The sequence below is a fragment of the Serratia sp. Nf2 genome (genome assembly GCF_003028435.1).
In the GTDB taxonomy this organism is placed as follows: Bacteria; Pseudomonadota; Gammaproteobacteria; order Enterobacterales; family Enterobacteriaceae; genus Serratia; species Serratia marcescens_L.
Genome location: NZ_PYTW01000002.1, coordinates 138,662 through 157,906, shown reverse-complemented (window position 1 = coordinate 157,906; position 19,245 = coordinate 138,662). Strand labels below are relative to the sequence as shown.

At 58.8% G+C, this 19,245-nt stretch carries 17 protein-coding genes and 2 tRNA genes; 1 reads left to right on the top strand and 18 read right to left on the bottom strand.

Annotation, left to right across the window (positions count from 1 at the left end; genetic code table 11):
• Nucleotides 1-26: 26 nt before the first annotated feature.
• Genes C9411_RS05785 through C9411_RS05775 form a run of 3 tightly spaced genes read right to left on the bottom strand, consistent with a single transcriptional unit; the run spans nt 27 to nt 3,273 of the window.
• Nucleotides 27-1,169 (bottom strand): ABC transporter permease, encoded by a 1,143-nt coding sequence (locus tag C9411_RS05785; RefSeq protein ID WP_107226641.1) that lies wholly within the window; start codon nt 1,167-1,169, stop codon nt 27-29.
• Nucleotides 1,166-2,320, bottom strand: a complete 1,155-nt coding sequence (locus C9411_RS05780; protein WP_060422719.1) for an ABC transporter permease — start codon at nt 2,318-2,320, stop codon at nt 1,166-1,168. The genes C9411_RS05785 and C9411_RS05780 overlap by 4 nt, the downstream gene beginning before the upstream one ends.
• A complete protein-coding gene (locus C9411_RS05775) occupies nt 2,302-3,273 on the bottom strand; it encodes an HlyD family secretion protein (protein ID WP_049277639.1) in 972 nt (323 codons plus the stop codon). Before C9411_RS05775 ends, C9411_RS05780 begins: the two co-directional genes overlap by 19 nt.
• 230 nt (nt 3,274-3,503) lie before the next feature.
• Here C9411_RS05775 and C9411_RS05770 point away from each other — a divergent pair, with 230 nt between their 5' ends.
• The gene (locus C9411_RS05770; protein ID WP_175089862.1) at nt 3,504-4,517 is read left to right on the top strand and encodes a luciferase-like monooxygenase; all 1,014 of its coding nucleotides are present in this window, start codon (nt 3,504-3,506) and stop codon (nt 4,515-4,517) included.
• A gap of 38 nt (nt 4,518-4,555) precedes the next feature.
• Here the strand turns inward: C9411_RS05770 and yedF are convergent, their stop codons facing one another.
• From yedF to secG, 15 genes are all read right to left on the bottom strand, one after another.
• The gene (gene yedF / locus C9411_RS05765) at nt 4,556-4,795 is read right to left on the bottom strand and encodes a sulfurtransferase-like selenium metabolism protein YedF (protein WP_004933486.1); all 240 of its coding nucleotides are present in this window, start codon (nt 4,793-4,795) and stop codon (nt 4,556-4,558) included.
• The gene (gene yedE / locus C9411_RS05760; protein WP_107226639.1) at nt 4,792-6,006 is read right to left on the bottom strand and encodes a selenium metabolism membrane protein YedE/FdhT; all 1,215 of its coding nucleotides are present in this window, start codon (nt 6,004-6,006) and stop codon (nt 4,792-4,794) included. Before yedE ends, yedF begins: the two co-directional genes overlap by 4 nt.
• A 150-nt stretch (nt 6,007-6,156) precedes the next feature.
• The gene (locus C9411_RS05755) at nt 6,157-8,094 is read right to left on the bottom strand and encodes a DEAD/DEAH family ATP-dependent RNA helicase (RefSeq protein WP_063991603.1); all 1,938 of its coding nucleotides are present in this window, start codon (nt 8,092-8,094) and stop codon (nt 6,157-6,159) included.
• Nucleotides 8,084-8,158, bottom strand: a complete 75-nt coding sequence (gene yrbN / locus C9411_RS26170) for a protein YrbN (protein WP_223182019.1) — start codon at nt 8,156-8,158, stop codon at nt 8,084-8,086. The genes C9411_RS05755 and yrbN overlap by 11 nt, the downstream gene beginning before the upstream one ends.
• Before the next feature lie 122 nt (nt 8,159-8,280).
• Nucleotides 8,281-9,165, bottom strand: a complete 885-nt coding sequence (nlpI, locus tag C9411_RS05745; RefSeq protein ID WP_004933495.1) for a lipoprotein NlpI — start codon at nt 9,163-9,165, stop codon at nt 8,281-8,283.
• A gap of 128 nt (nt 9,166-9,293) precedes the next feature.
• Nucleotides 9,294-11,411 carry a polyribonucleotide nucleotidyltransferase gene (gene pnp, locus C9411_RS05740; RefSeq protein WP_025305055.1) on the bottom strand — a complete coding sequence of 706 codons (2,118 nt, stop codon included), beginning with the start codon at nt 11,409-11,411 and terminating at the stop codon, nt 9,294-9,296.
• 256 nt (nt 11,412-11,667) lie between these two features.
• Complete coding sequence (rpsO, locus tag C9411_RS05730) at nt 11,668-11,937, bottom strand: 30S ribosomal protein S15 (protein WP_004933502.1); 270 nt, start codon at nt 11,935-11,937, stop codon at nt 11,668-11,670.
• 124 nt (nt 11,938-12,061) lie between these two features.
• Nucleotides 12,062-13,006, bottom strand: a complete 945-nt coding sequence (truB, locus tag C9411_RS05725) for a tRNA pseudouridine(55) synthase TruB (protein WP_039567792.1) — start codon at nt 13,004-13,006, stop codon at nt 12,062-12,064.
• Nucleotides 13,006-13,416, bottom strand: coding sequence for a 30S ribosome-binding factor RbfA (gene rbfA / locus C9411_RS05720; RefSeq protein WP_004933508.1), 411 nt, complete (start codon nt 13,414-13,416; stop codon nt 13,006-13,008). The genes truB and rbfA overlap by 1 nt, the downstream gene beginning before the upstream one ends.
• Nucleotides 13,417-13,486: 70 nt before the next feature.
• Nucleotides 13,487-16,174, bottom strand: a complete 2,688-nt coding sequence (gene infB, locus C9411_RS05715; protein WP_063991605.1) for a translation initiation factor IF-2 — start codon at nt 16,172-16,174, stop codon at nt 13,487-13,489.
• A 23-nt stretch (nt 16,175-16,197) separates the two neighbouring features.
• The gene (nusA, locus tag C9411_RS05710) at nt 16,198-17,706 is read right to left on the bottom strand and encodes a transcription termination factor NusA (protein WP_019453340.1); all 1,509 of its coding nucleotides are present in this window, start codon (nt 17,704-17,706) and stop codon (nt 16,198-16,200) included.
• A gap of 21 nt (nt 17,707-17,727) precedes the next feature.
• Nucleotides 17,728-18,180, bottom strand: coding sequence for a ribosome maturation factor RimP (gene rimP / locus C9411_RS05705; protein WP_004933515.1), 453 nt, complete (start codon nt 18,178-18,180; stop codon nt 17,728-17,730).
• 217 nt (nt 18,181-18,397) lie between these two features.
• A tRNA-Met gene (locus tag C9411_RS05700) sits at nt 18,398-18,474 on the bottom strand.
• A 60-nt stretch (nt 18,475-18,534) separates the two neighbouring features.
• A tRNA-Leu gene (locus C9411_RS05695) sits at nt 18,535-18,621 on the bottom strand.
• 70 nt (nt 18,622-18,691) lie between these two features.
• Complete coding sequence (gene secG, locus C9411_RS05690) at nt 18,692-19,027, bottom strand: preprotein translocase subunit SecG (RefSeq protein ID WP_004933519.1); 336 nt, start codon at nt 19,025-19,027, stop codon at nt 18,692-18,694.
• Nucleotides 19,028-19,245: the final 218 nt, after the last annotated feature.

Here is a 19,245-nt window from a genome sequence, read left to right as displayed (position 1 = left end):
CCCTCCTCACGGAGGGGAGTTTTCAATCAATTCGCCCGACGCTTCCTGAACATCCCGCGCAGCGCCACGCTGTTGCGCAAGAAGCCGACGCCAAAGCCCAGCAGGGTGTAGACCACGCCGAGCACCAGCATCATCATCACGTCGCCCCACACTTCGTTCAGCGACAGCCCCATCTGGTTGACGCCGGCGATCGCCTTGGTGCCCCAGGTGGAAGGAATGCTGTACGAGATGGCGCGCACCCAGGCCGGCATCGACTGCAGCGGCCAGATGGTGCCGGACAGGTAGAAGATCGGCGTGGTGATGAACGCCAACGTCAGGTAGATCATTTCGACGCTGCGCAGGCACTCGGTCACCAGCTTGCCCAGCCCCAGTACCGCCAGCAGGAACGGGAAGGTCAGCAGCAGCAGTTCGGCGATGTTCGCCGTCTGCCGATAGCCCAATACCCACGGCCACAGCACGAACAGCACGATCGACAGGAACAGCCAGATCGGCAGCAGCGCCGTCAGCCCGCCGAGGTGCGCCGCCAGCGGCGCCTTGCCGCCGGGCATGCTCTTCATGGCGATGTTGACGCGGATACAGGCGATCAGCAGCGAGTGCTGCAACAGCATCACCAGCAGGCCGGGGAAAATGATCGCCGCGAAGCTGATGCCGGGGTTAAACACGTCCAGCGTTTGCCCCAGTATCGGCGTCAGCAGTATCTGCGCCTGCCGTTCGCTGAAGCCGCTGCGCAGCAGCAGGCCGTTATTGTACTCCGTCAGCAGCTGCTGGTAGGCCGCCACCACGTCCTGTTGGATCTGGCCGTTGGCCAGGCGGTTGGTGGCATCGCCGTACACCGGCACCACGATGTTCTGCCCGCTGAGGATCTTCTTCTCCAGATCCACCGGCATGATGATCACCGCAAACAGCTTGCGCCAACTGAGATCGCGCTGCGCCTGCTCCAGGCTGTCGTAGGTTTCAATCGCGATCTTGGAGGTGGCGTCCAGCTGGCGGATCAGCTGCCGGCTGGCGGTGCTGTGATCCTGATCGACCACCCCCACCGGCAGATCCCACACCGTGCGATTGGCGTACACCATGCTCATGATGCACAGCGACAGGATCAGCATCAGCCACACCGGCCGCTCGAGCATGCCGAGCAGCACCTTAACGAAGGTTTGCCAATAGAGCTTCATCCGGCGTTCCCCTCTTTTGCCAGCCGCGCCGGCAGGCGATTACGCACCAGCAGCGCGGCCACCAGCGGATAGACCGCCAGCAGCGCACACACGCTGAAGATGGCGCTGGCGTGCACCTGCCGCAGGAACACGTCGAACATCGCGTACAGCGCGTGGGTCAGCGGCTCGATGTTGGAAATGATACGCGCCGGCAGCGGCATCGACAGCTCAGGCACCGCCATGCCGGAGAAGGTCATCGCGATACTGACCAAAATACCGATCAGGCTGTAAGCGGTGATAGTGCTGCCGGTAAAGGTATACAGCAGCAGGCCGATGCTCTGCGCCGCCATCACGTAAAACAGGCCGATCATCAGCATAAACAGCGGATTGCCGCTGACGCGGGCGTCAAAGATGCCCACCAGCGCCGCGATCTCCACCATCAGCAGGGTGGTGAAACACAGCGTGTAAGGCGCCAGCTTGCCGAGCAGCGCCAGGCTGAACGGCTTGGCCTGCAGCAGCGACTTGCTGCGCGCCAGCACGTAGATCATGCAGGTCACCGCGAACAGCTGCAGCAAATGGATGGTGGCGGCGAACTGCTGGTAATAGATATAGCTGCCGCTGGCGTTGAACAGGCTGCCGTAGGAGAGCGTCACGTCCGCCAAGGGCGGCAGCGTTTTGCCCATCTCGGTGGCGATGATGCTGCGGGTGCTGGCGTTGATTTCGTTCATCAGGCCGCCAAAGTCCTGGGTGGAGTACAGCCCGGCGCCGTAGAACAGCGCATTGTAGTACATCACCACGCTCGGCTGTTTGCCCGACAGCGCGTTGGCCTCAAAGTCCGGCGGGATGTACAGCAACGCGTAATCCTGTGCGCTGCGCAGGCGGCTCAGCGACTCCGGCAGCCCACCGCCGTAGGCCTCGACGTGGGCGTGCGACCCGGCGTCCAGCCGCCGCGTCAGCGATTTGGAGAGCGGGCTATGATCGCTGTCCACCACCGAGACCGGCAGATCGAGCAGCGTGCCTTCGGAGAAGTTGCTGCTGATCAGCCCAAACAGGATCAGCGGAAAGATCCAGCTCAGCCAGTGCACTACCGGGCTGCGAAAGGCGACGCGGCACTCTTTATCGAACGCGTGACTGAAGCAGCGCCAGCCGGCCCTTACTCTTTCCATTGCCATAAGGTGCTCATCCCCGGACGCAGGCCGTCCACCGGCTGTGACGGATACAGGCGCACTTCGAAGGTTTTCAGGTCGAAGTCGCCGGTGGCGCGGGTGGCGCGTTTGGTGGCGTAATCCCCCAGCGGCGCGATGTAGCGCACCTCGGTGTCGATCATTTTATCCTTCAGCGCCGGCACCCGCAGCTTGACCTTGTCACCTTTGCGCACGTGGGCCAGGATGTCTTCGCGCAGGTTAAACACGAAATAGGCATCCGGTACCCGGATCAGCGTCACCAGCGGGCTGCCGGCGTTCAGCAGCTCGCCCACTTCGGCCGGAATCGGCCCCACTTCGCCGTCCACCGGCGCTTTCACCTGCAGATCGTCGCTCTGCGCCTGGATCTGCAGCAGGTTCTCTTCCGCCGCCCGCAGCGCCGCCGCATATTGCTGCCGCTGCTCGACGCGGTCGCCGTTAATGCCTTCATCCAGGTTAGCCTTGGCGGCCTGCACCTGCTGGAAAGCGGTGTCGCGCGCCCGGCGCGAAGCGTCCAGCTCGGACTTCGAGATATAGCCCTTGCCGGCCACGCTCAGATTGCGGTTGTAGTCGTTTTGCGCATTGCGGTACTGCGCCTCGGCCTGCGCCAGGTTGGCGCGCAGGTTGCGGATGCTCTCTTCACGGGTGCCGTGCAGCGACAGCTCAAGCTGCGCCTTGGCCTCGTCGCGCGTGGCCTGCGCGGAACGCAGCTGCGCCATCAGTTCGGGGCTGTCGAGCTGGATAATCAGCTGGCCGCTTTTCACGTCGTCGCCGCGTTCAATCAGGCGTTCAACCACCCGGCCTTTCGCCTTGGAAGCGACGATCACTTCGGGGGCATCCACTTCACCCTGCAGTAACAGATCCTGATTGTGTGCGCGGAACAAGATCGCCAATGCGATCGCCACCATCATCAGCAACAGGGTAAACAGCGTCTTTTTTTTCATTATGTCGGCTCCCGGAACGGTAAGCGGCGGGCGGGGATCATCATTTCCATGTCTCAAATTGCTCCAAAAAACACCATTGCTCTCATGAGGATATCACAAGCACATATCTCCTCTTTTATAACTATAAATTGGATTATGCTTTTAACACTAAAAAGCATCATTTTCGGCTTTTTGGTATGCAGACTCCTGCAATCGCCCTTTAAGCGATCCACTCTCTGATGGACGATGTCATGACTGAAAACACTGCCGTACCGCTGTCGGTACTGGATTTATCGCCAATCCCGCAAGGGGCCAAAGCGCGCGACGCTTTCCACTGTTCGCTGGATTTGGCGCAGCATGCCGAACGCTGGGGCTACCGGCGCTACTGGCTGGCCGAGCATCACAACATGACCGGCATCGGCAGTGCCGCCACCTCGGTGCTGCTGGGCTATCTGGCCGCCGGCACCCAGAGCATTCGCCTCGGCTCCGGCGGCGTGATGCTGCCGAACCATGCGCCGCTGGTGATCGCCGAGCAGTTCGGTACGCTGGAGTCGCTCTATCCCGGCCGCATCGATCTGGGGCTGGGCCGCGCGCCCGGCACCGATCAGCGCACTATGATGGCGCTGCGCCGCCACCTGTCCGGCGATGTGGATACCTTCCCGCGCGACGTGCAGGAGCTGCAAAACTACTTCTGCGACGCGCAGCCCGGTCAGCCGGTGCAGGCGGTGCCGGGCCAGGGGCTGCACGTGCCGCTCTGGCTGCTCGGCTCCAGCCTCTACAGCGCGCAGCTGGCGGCGCAGCTCGGCCTGCCGTTCGCCTTCGCCTCGCACTTCGCCCCGGATATGCTGTTCCAGGCGCTCCAGCTGTACCGCGAGAACTTCAAACCGTCCAAACAGCTGGCACAGCCGCACGCCATGGTGTGCGTCAACGTGATCGCCGCCGACAGCGATAGCGATGCGCGCTTCCTGTTCAGCTCGATGCAGCAGCAGTTCATCAACCTGCGCCGCGGTTCGCCCGGCCCGCTGCCGCCGCCGGTGGATAACATCCACGCGCTGTGGACCGCCGGTGAGCAATACGGCGTCGAGCAGGCACTACGGATGTCGATCGTCGGCGATGAAAAAACCGTGCGCCACGGGCTGCAAACGCTGCTGCGTGAAACCGATGCCGACGAGATCATGGTCAACGGCCAGATCTTCGATCATCAGGCGCGGCTGCGTTCGTTCGAGATTGTCGCCGGGGTGCAAGGCGACATCGTGAAGGGATAAAACGCGAAAAGGCGGTGGGGAGCTCCACCGCCTCGGCGTTAACGCTGGATCAGATAGCGGATGGTCGGCCCGTCCTGCTGGATATCCAGCACCTTATAGCCGTGGTTGCGCGCGTCGAGCGGAATGTTGTTGATCGACTGCGGACAATCGCTGATCACCTCCAGGATTTCCCCCGGCTTCAGCTGCGGCATCGCCTCCAGCGTCGCCACCGCCGGGTACGGGCAAGGCTCGCCCAGCATGTCCAGCCGGTAGTCCGGCACTATCGTCGTCTCTTTCATGGCAGGCTCCTCAAATTCACCACCTGCGCCTCAGGCCGGGCGCGGAAAAAGCGTTTCTCCCACCACAGCATGGCGGCGAAAGTCAGCGCCAGCAGCAGGTAGGTCACCAGCAGGCCGCCGATCGGGCCGAAGGTGTCGAGCAGGTTTATCTTGTCGTAGTCGGTCGCCAGCGCCGGCGCCAGATCGTCCCAGTAATAGGCCAGCAGCGTGGCGCCGATGATGTTGCCCAGCCCCACCCACCAGTAGTGCACCTGCCCTTCCACCGCGCGGTACATCCAGCCGGTCTCGCAACCGCCGGCCAGCACGATGCCGAAGCCGAACAGCAAGCCGCCCAGCACCGCATTCGGGCCGGCCCACATGATCTTCGGCGCCACGCCGAGCTGCACATAGCTGAATATGCCGATGGCGCTCACCGCCATGCCGATGATGATGGCTTTCGCCATGTGGGTGCGGCCGGTGATCCACAGATCGCGGAACGCCGAGGTGAAGCAGATCTGCGCGCGTTCGATCAGCAGACCGAAGCCGATGCCGAACAGCATGGCGATGCCGAGCTTCGGCGCATCGAACAGCGTCCACAGCGACCAGGCCACCGCCAGGCCGAAGACCGCCATGCCCAGACGGAAGCGGCGGCGCGCCTGCTCAGGCTTCTGCGTCAGCGGCGCGGCGGCCTTCACCTTTTGCAATTTGACCGGGATGCGGAACATTGGCAGCAGCGTGAATTTAGCGCCGAAGTACGAACCTGCAGCGGTCGCCAGCGCGAAGAACCAGGCGTGCAGCGAAAACTGAGGAATACCGGTGAAAAACGCCGCCAGGTTGCACCCCATCGCCAGGCGCGCGCCGAAACCGGCGATGATGCCGCCCAGCAGCGCCTGCACGATACGAATGCGGTGCTGCGGCTGGCGCAGCTTGATGTTGTTGGCCCACAGCGCGGCAGCGATGCAGCCGGCGAACATGCCGATGATCATGCGACCGTCGATGCGCTCCAGCGGCGTGCCCTGCAGGCCGATAACCTTGAAATAGCCCCACTGCTCGGGGTGCAGGCCGAACCACTGCAGCACATGGCCGCCCCAGCGGGTGAACTCGCCGGTCACCGCCCAGAAGGTGCCGGTCATGCCGAAGTAGTAGGTAGAAAGGATCCCGGCGGCGATCACCGCCGGCAGCGGCGCCCAAAAGCGCACCAGGTATTGAGATTTGAACTGCTGCCAACTCATGGCATCTCCCGTGCATATCATCCGTAAGAAAAAACCTTATGAATGATACGCCATTCAGGGACGTTTGACGGCAACTTTCAGGCATAAAAAAACCAGCCCGCAGGCTGGTTTTTCAGAGCGCTTCATTCATCGCGAACGATGAGTCGGCAATTACGCGTCACCGAAACGACGACGAGGTGCAGCAGGTGCTGCGTCATCACGGCGTGGTGCCGGCTTGCCGTCACGGTTGAAGTTACCGCCACGACGCTCGCCGCCGTTACCGCCTTCACGACGTTCGCCGAAGGAACGACGTGGGCCGCCTTCGCGACGTTCGCCGTTGAACGGACGACCGTTACCGTTGCCGCGACGTTCGCCACCGTTGCCACCGTCACGACGCTCGCGACGTTCGAACGGCTGTGCATCGCCCAGCAGCTGCATGTTCATCGGCTTGTTCAGGATGCGAGTGCGAGTGAAGTGATTCAGGATCTCGCCCGGCATGCCTTTTGGCAACTCGATGGTGGAGTGGGAAGCGAACAGCTTGATGTTACCGATGTAACGGCTGCTGATGTCGCCTTCGTTAGCGATCGCGCCAACGATGTGACGGACTTCTACGCCATCGTCACGGCCCACTTCGATGCGGTACAGCTGCATTTCGCCAACGTCACGACGTTCGCGACGCGGACGGTCGCCGTCACGGCTATCGCGGCTGTCGCGACGGTCGCCACGATCACCGCGACGATCGTCACGGTCGTTGAACTCGCGGCGCTGGCGCGGTTTGAAGACCGGATCCGGCGGCAGGATCAGCGGACGTTCACCCTGTGCCATTTTCAGCAGCGCTGCGGCCAGGGTTTCCATATCCAGCTCTTCTTCCGGCTGCAGTTTGGTCAGCAGTGCGCGGTACAGATCCAGATCGCTGCTTTCCAGCTGCTGCTGAACTTTCGCGGCGAACTTGGCCAGACGACGCTCGCCCAGCAGTTCTGCGTTCGGCAGTTCCACTTCCGGGATGGTCAGCTTCATGGTGCGTTCGATGTTGCGCAGCAGGCGGCGTTCGCGGTTTTCCACGAACAGCAGCGCGCGGCCGGCGCGGCCCGCACGACCGGTACGGCCGATACGGTGAACGTAAGACTCGGAGTCCATCGGGATGTCGTAGTTAACAACCAGGCTGATGCGCTCAACGTCCAGGCCACGGGCCGCAACGTCGGTCGCGATCAGGATATCCAGACGACCGTCTTTCAGGCGCTCCAGGGTCTGCTCACGCAGCGCCTGGTTCATGTCGCCGTTCAGCGCGGCGCTGCTGTAACCACTGCGCTCCAGCGCTTCGGCCACTTCCAGGGTCGCGTTCTTGGTACGGACGAAGATGATCGCCGCGTCAAAGTCTTCAGCTTCCAGGAAACGCACCAGCGCTTCGTTTTTACGCATGCCGTACACCGACCAGTAGCTCTGGCTGATGTCCGGACGGGTGGTCACGCTGGACTGGATGCGCACTTCCTGCGGCTCTTTCATGAAGCGGCGGGTGATGCGACGGATCGCTTCTGGCATGGTGGCAGAGAACAGCGCAGTCTGATGTTCAGCCGGGATCTCAGCCATGATGGTTTCTACGTCTTCGATAAAGCCCATGCGCAGCATTTCGTCGGCTTCATCCAGCACCAGACCGCTCAGGTTGGAGAGGTTCAGGGTGCCGCGCTTCAGGTGGTCCAGCAGACGGCCTGGGGTACCCACAACGATTTGCGGGCCCTGACGCAGAGCGCGCAGCTGCACGTCGTAACGCTGGCCGCCGTAAAGGGCTACCACGTTGACGCCGTTCATGTGTTTGGAGAAATCGGTCATCGCTTCGGCAACCTGAACCGCCAGTTCGCGGGTCGGTGCCAGCACCAGGATCTGAGGTGCTTTCAGGTCTGCCTGCAGGTTGTGCAGCAGCGGCAGCGAGAACGCTGCAGTTTTACCACTACCGGTCTGTGCCATGCCCAGCACGTCGCGGCCGTTCAACAGGTGAGGAATACACTCAGCCTGGATCGGAGATGGTTTTTCATAGCCCAGATCGTTCAGGGCGGAAATGATTGGAGCAGACAGCCCCAGATCAGCAAAAGAGGTTTCAAACTCAGTCGTCATGTACACGTGCCTCATTAATAATGGCAGCCAGTCTACATAACTCGTCGAGAAAATTTTCAGTCATTTTCATTGAAAAGTGTGAACCGGCTCAAATTAGATTATAAAACGAACAAAAAAGCCCTCACCCGTTAAGGCGATAACTTTGGTTAAAAACCAATGTTCATCAGGCTGATTGGTGTTCGTCAGCTATTGCTGGTCCGATTCCGATAGGTCGTCTTGCTCTTGGCCCAAAAGCGCCAATTCCAACAATGCATAGCGGTGCTCAACGAAGTTGTGAACGTTGTTAGACACCGTCAGTTTGAACAGCGCCGAAGCGGTGTCCTTGTCCCCCAGACTCAGGTAGTGTTTACCCAAATAGAAGTCAGTTTCACTGAGATGCTCAGCGAGCGAAGTGTTATCCGTTGCATCTGCCTTGAGGCGTTCCATCAGCGTTTTTTCGCTGATCTTGCCCAGGTAGAATTCGACAATATTCCATCCCCATTGCCCTCTGTCCGCTTTGTCATAGCGCTGCTGAAGCGCTACCTCGGCCTTCTTGGGATCGATTTCTCGCTCCACCAGATACAGCCATAACGAACGGAAGGGATCGTTTGGGTCGTCTTGATAAAACGCCTGCAGATCATCCTGCGCCAACGGGAAGCGGCCGCCATAATACAGTGCGATGCCCCGGTTTAAACGCGCGTAATTGTAAGTTGGATCAAGCTCTAGTACAGAATCAAACGCTTCATAGGCAGCATCAAAATTGCCTGCCTGCGTTAAGTAAATGCCCAGGTAGTTGAAAACTTCCGGCATGTCGGGACGTATCGCCAGCGCCTGCGAGAAATCATTGCGCGCTAATGCACGTAACCCGAGGCTATCATACAGCACACCGCGCTCATATAAAAGCTGTGCGCGTTCGTCGTCCGTCAGTGCCCGACTGGCAAGAATTTGTTCCATGCGCGCCAGGATCACTTCCTGCTGCAACGTAGGCTGCAACGGGATTGCCAAAACTTCGTCTTTACGCCAATCATGGTTGCTGCATCCTGCCAGCATGAGTGCTGTCGCAACGTAACACCAGCGCAAGAAAGGCTTCATTTCCCACTCCCGAAGACAAACATTGGATGAACGTCCTGTCCTCCGTTTGCTAATACGCGGGCATCCTACCCGCGCGATACGAACAGCTCCCAACCCCGTGGCGGGGAGCTGTAAAACTATCTATACAGTTATTCTGCTTCAGGCGCAGGTGAACCCGCTTCTGGCGCCATCGCTTCTTTGATGCTCAGACGCACGCGGCCCTGACGGTCAACTTCCAGTACCTTAACCGGCACTTCCTGACCCATCTGCAGATAGTCGGTCACTTTCTCGACGCGCTTGTCGGCGATCTGAGAAATGTGTACCAGACCTTCTTTACCACCGCCGATGGCGACGAATGCGCCGAAATCAACGATACGGGTCACTTTACCCTGGTAGATACGGCCCACTTCGATCTCTGCCGTGATCTCTTCGATACGACGGATAGCGAATTTCGCCTTCTCACCGTCGGTCGCAGCGATTTTAACTGTACCATCATCTTCGATTTCGATGGTAGTGCCAGTCTCTTCGGTCAGCGCGCGGATAACGGAACCGCCCTTACCGATCACGTCTTTGATTTTATCCGGGTTGATGCGGATAGTATGAATACGCGGTGCGAATTCGGAGATATCGCCGCGCGGGGAGCTGATAGCCTGTTCCATCACGCCCAGGATGTGCAGACGCGCGCCCTTGGCCTGGTTCAGAGCCACCTGCATGATTTCGCGGGTGATGCCTTCGATTTTAATGTCCATCTGCAGCGCGGTGATACCGTCGCGGCTACCGGCCACTTTAAAGTCCATGTCACCCAGGTGATCTTCGTCACCCAGAATGTCTGACAGAACCACAAAGTTATCGGCTTCTTTCACCAGGCCCATCGCGATACCCGCAACGGCAGCCTTGATTGGCACACCGGCGTCCATCAGCGCCAGAGACGCGCCGCACACGGAAGCCATGGAAGAAGAACCGTTGGATTCGGTGATTTCAGACACTACGCGAACCGTGTACGGGAAATCTTCCGGTTTAGGCATCATAGCCAATACGCCGCGTTTCGCCAGGCGACCGTGACCGATTTCACGACGCTTAGGAGAACCGACCATGCCGGTTTCGCCTACGGAGTACGGAGGGAAGTTGTAGTGGAACAGGAAGCTGTCGGTCTTCTCGCCCATCAGCTCGTCCAGGTTCTGCGCGTCGCGCGCGGTGCCCAGGGTCGCGGTAACCAGCGCCTGAGTTTCACCACGGGTGAACAGCGCGGAACCGTGGGTGCGCGGCAGTACGCCGGTGCGCACGTCCAGGCCACGGATCATGTCTTTTTCACGGCCGTCGATACGCGGCTCGCCACGCAGTACGCGGCTACGCACCACGTTCTTCTCGACGTTGCCCAGGATATCCTGGATTTCGCCGGCGTCCAGCGTTTCGTCCTGCGCCAGCAGGGTTTCAACAACGCTGTCTTTGATCGCGTCAACCTGAGCGTAACGCTCTTGTTTTTCGGTGATGTGGTAAGCGTCGCCCAGGCGAGCTTCAGCCAGTTCAGCCACGCGCGCGTGCAGCGCTTCGTTGACCGCTGGGGCCTGCCAATCCCACTTCGGCTTACCGGCTTCGGCAACCAGGGAGTTGATGTTTTCAATAACCACTTGCTGCTGGTCGTGGCCGAACACCACGGCGCCCAGCATCTGATCTTCGCTCAGCACTTCCGCTTCGGATTCAACCATCAGCACCGCGCCGGCAGTACCGGCAACCACCAGGTCCAGACGGCTTTCTTTCAGCTCGTCAGTCGTCGGGTTCAGCACGTACTGATCGTTGATGTAACCTACGCGCGCTGCGCCGATCGGGCCGTTGAACGGAATGCCGGACAGGCTCAGGGCGGCAGAGGCGCCGATCATCGCAACGATGTCCGGGTTCACCTGCGGGTTAACGGAAACCACGGTCGCGATCACCTGAACTTCGTTCAGGAAGCTGTCCGGGAACAGTGGGCGGATCGGACGGTCAATCAGACGGGAAGTCAGCGTCTCGCCTTCGCTCGGACGGCCTTCGCGACGGAAGAAGCTGCCTGGGATACGGCCGGCGGCGTAAGTACGCTCTTGGTAGTTAACGGTCAGCGGGAAGAAGCTCTGGCCCGGCTTGGCTTTTTTCTGGCCAACGACGGTAACGAATACGGCGGTGTCATCCATGCTCACCATAACGGCGGCGGTGGCCTGACGAGCCATCATACCGGTTTCGATGGTGACGGTATGCTGGCCATACTGGAATTTGCGAATGATCGGTGTCAGCAAAATTATATCCTTGATTAGCGGCGCGCAATCGCATTGACGACTCGACACGCCTGTGACTCGATTTGCCTTCTCACTACATCCTCGCGACTAATGACAATCCTTATCTCAGGCGGGAGATAAAGCCTCTCATTAGCCGCGCGAACCTCTGTAACGGAAGAACCTGTTTGGAAACATCAGTAATACATTAACCTGATTTGCTTATGCTTCCTAGAAGAAAGGGGCCAAAATAGGCCCCTTTCCACTGAAACTTGCTAGATTAGCGACGCAGACCCAGACGCTCGATCAGGCTGGTGTAACGTGCTACATCTTTACGCTTCAGGTAGTCCAGCAGCTTACGACGCTGAGAAACCATACGCAGCAGACCACGACGGCTGTGGTGATCTTTTTTGTGCTCGGAGAAGTGGCCTTGCAGATGGTTGATCTGCGCAGTCAGCAGGGCAACCTGAACTTCGGTAGAACCGCTGTCGTTAGTACCACGACCGAAATCAGCTACGATTTGAGCTTTAGCTTCAACACTTAGAGACATTGTAATACTCCAGATTATAGATAATAAAAACAGGCGCCGATCTCTAATTCAGCAACCCAATGCATAAGCTGCGCCATTCTACTCTTAGCGCAGTGCGATCGCAAGGCGACGCAGTGCCCCGCCGTCAGTCGAAATGCTCGACCACCAGGCGGCGCGGCGCCACGCGACCATCCTCGGCGATGTCGCCAACGCCGATGAATTTTCGCTCTTCACCCTCGGTGATGCGCACCAGGCCGGAAGCCGGCGCGCCGGCCACTTGCACCGGTTGCCCCTGCTTGACGTAGCCCGCTACCACCGGCAGCAAATTCACTTCCGGATAGTTCTCAACCGGGCTGTCCATCGGCATCAGCAGCGGATCGAGCAGCTCGCCGGGCGCGATCGCCTGTTCCTGCGCCTGCGCCAGCAAGGCGTTCAGCTGTTCCAGCGTCACCATGCGCGCGATCGGGTAAGTCGCCACCTGCAGGCGGCGCAGATAGATCACGTGCGCGCCGCAGCCCAGCAGCTCGCCGAGATCGTCGGTGATGGTGCGGATGTAGGTGCCTTTCGAGCAGTGGATCTCCAGCTCCAGCTCATCCCCTTCCCAGCGGATAAACTGCAGCTCGTACACCGTGATGCTGCGCGCTTCGCGCGGCACTTCAATGCCCTGGCGCGCATACTCGTAGAGTTTCTTGCCCTGGTATTTCAGCGCCGAATACATCGACGGCACCTGCTGGATATCACCGCGGAAGGTGTCCAGCGCCGCATCGAGCTGCGCCTGAGTGAAATTCACCGGGCGCTCCTGCACGATCTGGCCGTCGGCGTCGGAGGTATCGGTACGCTGCCCCAGCTTGGCGATCACCCGATAACGCTTGTCGGAATCGAGCAGGTATTGCGAAAACTTGGTCGCTTCGCCCAGGCAGATAGGCAGCATGCCGGTCGCCAACGGATCGAGCGCGCCGGTATGGCCCGCCCGGTTGGCGTTGTACAGGCGTTTTACTTTTTGCAGCGCATCGTTGGACGACAAACCCTGTGGCTTGTCCAGCAACAGCACGCCGTGGATATCACGGCCGCGGCGACGAGGGCGACTCATTAATCCTCCTTGTCATCGCCTGAGGCGGAACGGCGCTCGGCGTCGTTCTTCACCACGTTGGTCACCAGGTTGGACATGCGCATGCCTTCCACCAGGGAGTTGTCGTAGGCGAAGGTCAACTCCGGCACCACGCGCAGGCGCATCGCTTTGCCCAGCAGGGTGCGGATGTAACCGGAAGCGTCCTGCAACGCTTTAATGCCGTTGGTGACCAGATCCGGATCGTGGTTCTCGGTCAGCACGTTCAGGAAGGTGACGTAAACCTTGGCATACGCCAGGTCACGGGACACTTCCACGCCGGAAACGGTCGCCATGCCGACGCGCGGATCTTTCACTTCACGCTGCAGAATGATCGCAATCTCTTTCTGCATCTCTTGCGCCACGCGTTGACCGCGGCTGAATTCTTTTGCCATTTTGGATTCTCCAGACAAATCGGGGGGCACAAAGGCCCCCCGTAAACAGATATAAGCAGATGTGCAATCGTTAAGCGATGGTGCGTTGGATCTCAATGATTTCGAACACTTCGATCATGTCGCCGACGCGCACGTCGTTATAGTTCTTAACGCCGATACCACATTCCATGCCGTTACGGACTTCGTTAACGTCATCCTTGAAGCGGCGCAGGGATTCCAGCTCGCCTTCATAGATAACCACGTTGTCGCGCAGTACACGGATTGGGTTGTGACGCTTGATGGTCCCTTCGGTAACCATACAGCCGGCGATAGCACCGAACTTAGGCGATTTGAACACGTCGCGCACTTCGGCCAGGCCGATGATCTGCTGCTTGTATTCCGGCGCCAGCATACCGCTCATCGCCTGCTTCACTTCGTCGATCAGGTTATAGATCACGGAGTAGTAACGCAGATCCAGGCTTTCCGCTTCGATTACGCGGCGCGCAGAAGCGTCGGCACGCACGTTGAAGCCCAGGATGATGGCGTTGGATGCCGCAGCCAGCGTCGCGTCGGTTTCGGTGATACCACCTACGCCGGAGCCGACAATCTTCACCTTCACTTCGTCGGTGGAGAGTTTCAGCAGCGAGTCGCTGATCGCTTCGCAAGAACCCTGTACGTCGGACTTCAGTACGATGTTCAGCTCGGACACTTCGCCGTCGGTCATGTTGGCGAACATGTTTTCCAGCTTGGACTTCTGCTGACGCGCCAGTTTGACTTCGCGGAATTTGCCCTGACGGTACAGCGCCACTTCACGCGCTTTCTTCTCATCACGCACCACGGTCGCTTCGTCACCCGCTGCAGGCACGCTGGACAGACCAAGGATTTCCACAGGGATAGACGGACCGGCGGAGGTCACGTCACGGCCCAATTCGTCGCGCATCGCACGCACACGGCCGTATTCGAAGCCACACAGAACGATATCGCCCTTGTTCAGCGTACCTTCCTGAACCAGCACGGTAGCCACAGGGCCACGGCCTTTATCCAGGAAGGACTCGATCACCACGCCGCTCGCCATGCCGCTGCGAACTGCTTTCAGTTCCAGAACTTCGGCCTGCAGCAGGATAGCCTGCAGCAGCTCGTCGATACCGGTACCGGCTTTCGCGGACACGTGGACGAACTGCGCTTCGCCGCCCCACTCTTCCGGCATAACGCCGTACTGAGACAGTTCCTGCTTAACGCGGTCCGGATCGGCTTCCGGCTTGTCGATTTTGTTCACCGCAACCACCAACGGCACCTGCGCCGCTTTCGCGTGCTGGATAGCTTCGATGGTCTGTGGCATCACGCCGTCGTCGGCCGCCACCACCAGAACCACGATGTCAGTCGCCTGAGCACCGCGAGCACGCATCGAGGTAAACGCGGCGTGGCCCGGGGTATCCAGGAAGGTGATCATGCCGTTCTCGGTTTCTACGTGGTAGGCACCGATGTGCTGGGTAATGCCGCCGGCTTCGCCCGCCGCCACTTTGGTGGAGCGGATGTAGTCCAGCAGAGAGGTTTTACCGTGGTCAACGTGGCCCATGATGGTCACGACCGGCGCGCGCGGCTCGGCCGCAGCGCCCGTGTCACGGTCGCTCATCAGCGCTTCTTCCAGCTCGTTTTCACGGCGCAGGATAACTTTGTGGCCCATCTCTTCGGCAACCAGCTGTGCGGTTTCCTGGTCGATAACCTGGTTGATGGTGGCCATGGCGCCCAGCTTCATCATCACTTTGATGACCTGAGAACCTTTTACCGCCATCTTGTTGGCCAGCTCGGCCACGGTGATGGTTTCGCCGATCACCACGTCACGGTTAACCACCTGCGCCGGCTTGTTGAAGCCCTGCTGCAGAGCGCTAGGCTTGCGTTTGCCTTTACCGCCACGGGTAACGGCACGCGCCTCTTCACGATCCGCTTTGGACTCGGACAGCTTGTTGCCTTTCTTCTGCTTGGTGGCTTTGCCGCCGCGGGTGCGGCTGCGACGATCGCCTTCAACTTTGGCGTCGTTTTCGTCTTCAGCGGCACGGGCGTGCTGAGAGGTGGTCACGTGATAGTCGGCGCTTTCAACCGCGGCGCTTGCCGCGTCTGCCTGGGCCCACTTCTCGCCGTTCTCTTCGGCCATGCGGCGGGCTTCTTCCGCCACGCGCTTGGCTTCCTCTTCAACCTTGCGGCGCACTTCCTCTTCCGCTTTGCGTTTCAGTTCCGCGGCTTCGGCTTCACGGCGTGCTTTTTCCGCCTGAGCTGGCTTGGTCATTTCGTCGGTATGTTGATTGGTCACTTTTTCTTTTTCCGCTGAATTACGCTTAGCAATCTCCGCGGCCTCACGTTTGGCTTGCTCTTCGGCTGCGCGCTTCGCTTCCGCTTCGCGTTTTACGAGCTCTTCCGCTTCGCGCCGTGCCTGCTCTTCCGCTTCACGCTGTGCCTGCTCTGCCGCTTCAGCCAACTGGGCTTCCTGCGTATCGCGATTTACATAAGTGCGTTTCTTGCGGACCTCAATTTGCACCGATTTACTTTTACCGCCGGTGCTCGGGATATTCAAGGTGCTGCGCGTTTTGCGCTGCAAAGTGAGTTTACCCGGCGCGCTGCCGTGTTCACGGTTCAGGTGCGCCAGCAATGTTTCTTTTTCTTGCTGGGTAACAGAGTCCGACTCGGACTTGTTGATCCCTGCATCAGCAAACTGCTGTACCAGGCGATCAACCGGAGTCTGAATCTCTGCTGCCAGCGATTTTACGGTTACATCTGTCGTCATGCTGTTCCTTCCTGCTACAGTTATTACGCGTTGTCGCCAAACCAACAGATATTGCGTGCAGCCATGATCAGCTCACCGGCTTGCTCGTCGCTAAGCCCTTCAATATCAGCCAGATCGTCAACACCCTGCTCGGCAAGATCTTCCAGCGTACAAACCCCACGCGCGGCCAGTTTAAAGGCCATGCTGCGCTCAAGACCCGGCAGGTTGAGCAAATCGTCGGCTGGTTTGTTGTCGCCCAGGCTTTCTTCTTGTGCCAGGGCCAGCGTGGTCAATGCAGCTTTGGCGCGTTCGCGCAATGCTTCAACCGTATCTTCATCCAGACCGTCGATTTCCAACAGCTCTTTGATCGGCACGTAGGCCAGCTCTTCCAGCGTGGAGAAGCCTTCTTCAACCAGTACGGTGGCGAAATCTTCGTCGATATCAAGATACTTGGTGAAGGTATCAATAGCGGCATGAGCCTCGGCCTGGTGCTTGGCCTGCAGGTCGTCCGCCGTCATCACGTTCAGTTCCCAACGATCGTCGCCGCGGTGTTGTTTCAGCAGCTGGGAAGCCAAACGCACGTTTTGGCCATTACGGCCGATCGCCTGTGCCAGGTTGCTGGCTTCAACGGCGATATCCATGGTGCAGTTATCTTCATCTACCACGATCGACGCGACGTCGGCCGGCGCCATGGCGTTGATGACGAATTGCGCTGGGTTATCATCCCACAGGATGATGTCGATGCGTTCGCCGCCGAGCTCGCTCGACACGGCCTGAACGCGCGCACCGCGCATACCTACGCAGGCGCCGACCGGGTCGATGCGCTTGTCGTTGGTTTTCACTGCAATTTTCGCGCGGGAGCCTGGATCGCGGGCTGCCGCTTTAATTTCGATCACTTCTTCGCCGATTTCCGGCACTTCGATGCGGAACAGTTCTTTCAGCATTTCCGAGCTGGAACGGCTGACAAACAGCTGCGCGCCGCGAGCTTCAGGACGCACGGCGTACAGTACGCCGCGAATGCGGTCGCCCGGACGGAAGTTTTCGCGCGGCAGCATGTCTTCACGGCCAATCACCGCTTCAGCGTTGTTGCCCAGATCCAGCGCGATGCTGTCACGGTTCACTTTCTTCACCACGCCGGTGACGATCTCACCTTCGTGCTCACGGAAAGCGTCGACCACCATCGCACGCTCGGCTTCACGCACTTTCTGCACGATAACCTGCTTGGCGGTTTGGGTGGTGATACGGTCAAAGGTCACGGATTCGATCTGATCTTCGACGTAGCCGCCGAGCTCGATGCTCGGATCTTCAAACTGAGCGGCTTCCAGCGTGATTTCACGCGTTGGCTGAGTCACCTCGTCTACGGCGACCCAACGGCGGAAGGTGTCGAAATCGCCGGTTCTGCGGTCAATGCTGACGCGCACGTCGATTTCCTGCTCGTATTTTTTCTTGGTTGCGGTGGCTAATGCAGTTTCCAGCGCTTCGAAAATCTTCTCGCGCGGAAGGGATTTTTCATTGGAAACTGCTTCAACAACAGCCAGAATCTCTTTGTTCATCCTAGTTGCCTCTTCCAAACTTTAAAAGTGGGGTACCAGGTTCGCTTTCTGGATGTTGCTCAGCGCGAACACTTCATCTTTCCCTTCCACAGTAACCGTGATCATCTCGCCTTCGACAGACTTGATAATACCCTGCCACTTGCGACGGTTCTGTACCGCCATGCGCAGGACCAGGCTGACTTCTTCACCGAGGTAACGCGTATAGTGTTCTGCGGTGAACATCGGGCGATCAAGGCCAGGAGAGGAGACTTCCAAGTTGTAAGCGACCGTGATTGGATCTTCGACGTCCAATACAGCGCTGACCTGGTGGCTGACATCAGCGCAATCATCAACATTGATGCCGTTATCACTATCAATATAGATGCGGAGCGTCGATTGGCGCGCACGAATGAATTCGATGCCTACAAGCTCAAAGCCCAACGCTTCTACCGGTGCCGAAAGCATCTCTGTTAACTGTTGCTCTAATGTGGACAAGCCCACCCCCAAGACATAAAAAAAGGGCTAAATAGCCCAGTGATTCTGTTGCCAAATAACAAAAAACCCCGAAAAATCGGGGCTTTATGCAACTGGACCCTGTTTGCCGCTAGGCGGCCTCGGTACAACTTTCGAGCAAGTGTCATTTTCAAATGTTGATCGAGAAAAGCGGATTTCAATCGAAAAGTGTATTTGAAAATAAACACTTAAAGGAAAGTGGTTGCGGGGGCCGGATTTGAACCGACGACCTTCGGGTTATGAGCCCGACGAGCTACCAGGCTGCTCCACCCCGCGTCCGAAAACGTGGCAAATACTACGCCGATAATCGCAAAATTGCAAGTTATCTCTGGGATTTGGTACCGAGGATGGGACTCGAACCCACAAGCCCGTTAGGGCACTACCACCTCAAGGTAGCGTGTCTACCAATTCCACCACCTCGGTACTGATTCTTACTGCTAACGGCCGTTGTTTTTTCGAGTTCACAACCACCGTTTACAAACTTTTTTGCGGCTTACTGCGGGATGTCGCTGCTCGGCTTGGCAGGTGCTGCCGGCGCGGTTGTCTGCTCAGTTTTCACTGGCTGACCCAGGTTTTCCCACTCGCTGCCTTTCTTGCTTTGGTTGCTGCTGAGGTTGCCCAGAATCAGGCTGATGACGAAGAACAGCGTCGCCAGCACAGCAGTCATGCGGGTCATAAAGTTACCGGAACCACTCGAACCGAACAATGTGCCTGATGCACCTGCTCCGAAAGAGGCTCCCATGTCAGCGCCTTTACCTTGCTGCAACATAATCAGAGCAACCAGCCCGATTGAAATCAGCAGGAAAATTACCAGAAGAGCTTCGTACATAGTAGTACCCGTATCCTTGCGGCCTCACCGCATGCCAAATGCTTCACACTCATCAAGCAGGCGTTTTTATAAACTGCCTACTGAAGCGGGTGTGAATACTAACCAAAGCCGCCAACCCGCGCAAGGGCAATTTGCAGCCGCCGGCGCGTTTGCGGAAAAAAACGCCAACAATCGCCTCTCCGGGCTCAGCTTTACCGAGCCCGGCGGCTAACTGACTG

Coding starts and splice junctions, on each gene's coding strand:
- C9411_RS05785 (WP_107226641.1), bottom strand. CDS start 1,169: ATGAAGCTCTATTGGCAAACCTTCGTTAAGGTGCTGCTCGGCATGCTC.
- C9411_RS05780 (WP_060422719.1), bottom strand. CDS start 2,320: ATGGCAATGGAAAGAGTAAGGGCCGGCTGGCGCTGCTTCAGTCACGCG.
- C9411_RS05775 (WP_049277639.1), bottom strand. CDS start 3,273: ATGAAAAAAAAGACGCTGTTTACCCTGTTGCTGATGATGGTGGCGATC.
- C9411_RS05770 (WP_175089862.1), top strand. CDS start 3,504: ATGACTGAAAACACTGCCGTACCGCTGTCGGTACTGGATTTATCGCCA.
- yedF (WP_004933486.1), bottom strand. CDS start 4,795: ATGAAAGAGACGACGATAGTGCCGGACTACCGGCTGGACATGCTGGGC.
- yedE (WP_107226639.1), bottom strand. CDS start 6,006: ATGAGTTGGCAGCAGTTCAAATCTCAATACCTGGTGCGCTTTTGGGCG.
- C9411_RS05755 (WP_063991603.1), bottom strand. CDS start 8,094: ATGACGACTGAGTTTGAAACCTCTTTTGCTGATCTGGGGCTGTCTGCT.
- nlpI (WP_004933495.1), bottom strand. CDS start 9,165: ATGAAGCCTTTCTTGCGCTGGTGTTACGTTGCGACAGCACTCATGCTG.
- rpsO (WP_004933502.1), bottom strand. CDS start 11,937: ATGTCTCTAAGTGTTGAAGCTAAAGCTCAAATCGTAGCTGATTTCGGT.
- truB (WP_039567792.1), bottom strand. CDS start 13,006: ATGAGTCGCCCTCGTCGCCGCGGCCGTGATATCCACGGCGTGCTGTTG.
- rbfA (WP_004933508.1), bottom strand. CDS start 13,416: ATGGCAAAAGAATTCAGCCGCGGTCAACGCGTGGCGCAAGAGATGCAG.
- infB (WP_063991605.1), bottom strand. CDS start 16,174: ATGACGACAGATGTAACCGTAAAATCGCTGGCAGCAGAGATTCAGACT.
- nusA (WP_019453340.1), bottom strand. CDS start 17,706: ATGAACAAAGAGATTCTGGCTGTTGTTGAAGCAGTTTCCAATGAAAAA.
- secG (WP_004933519.1), bottom strand. CDS start 19,027: ATGTACGAAGCTCTTCTGGTAATTTTCCTGCTGATTTCAATCGGGCTG.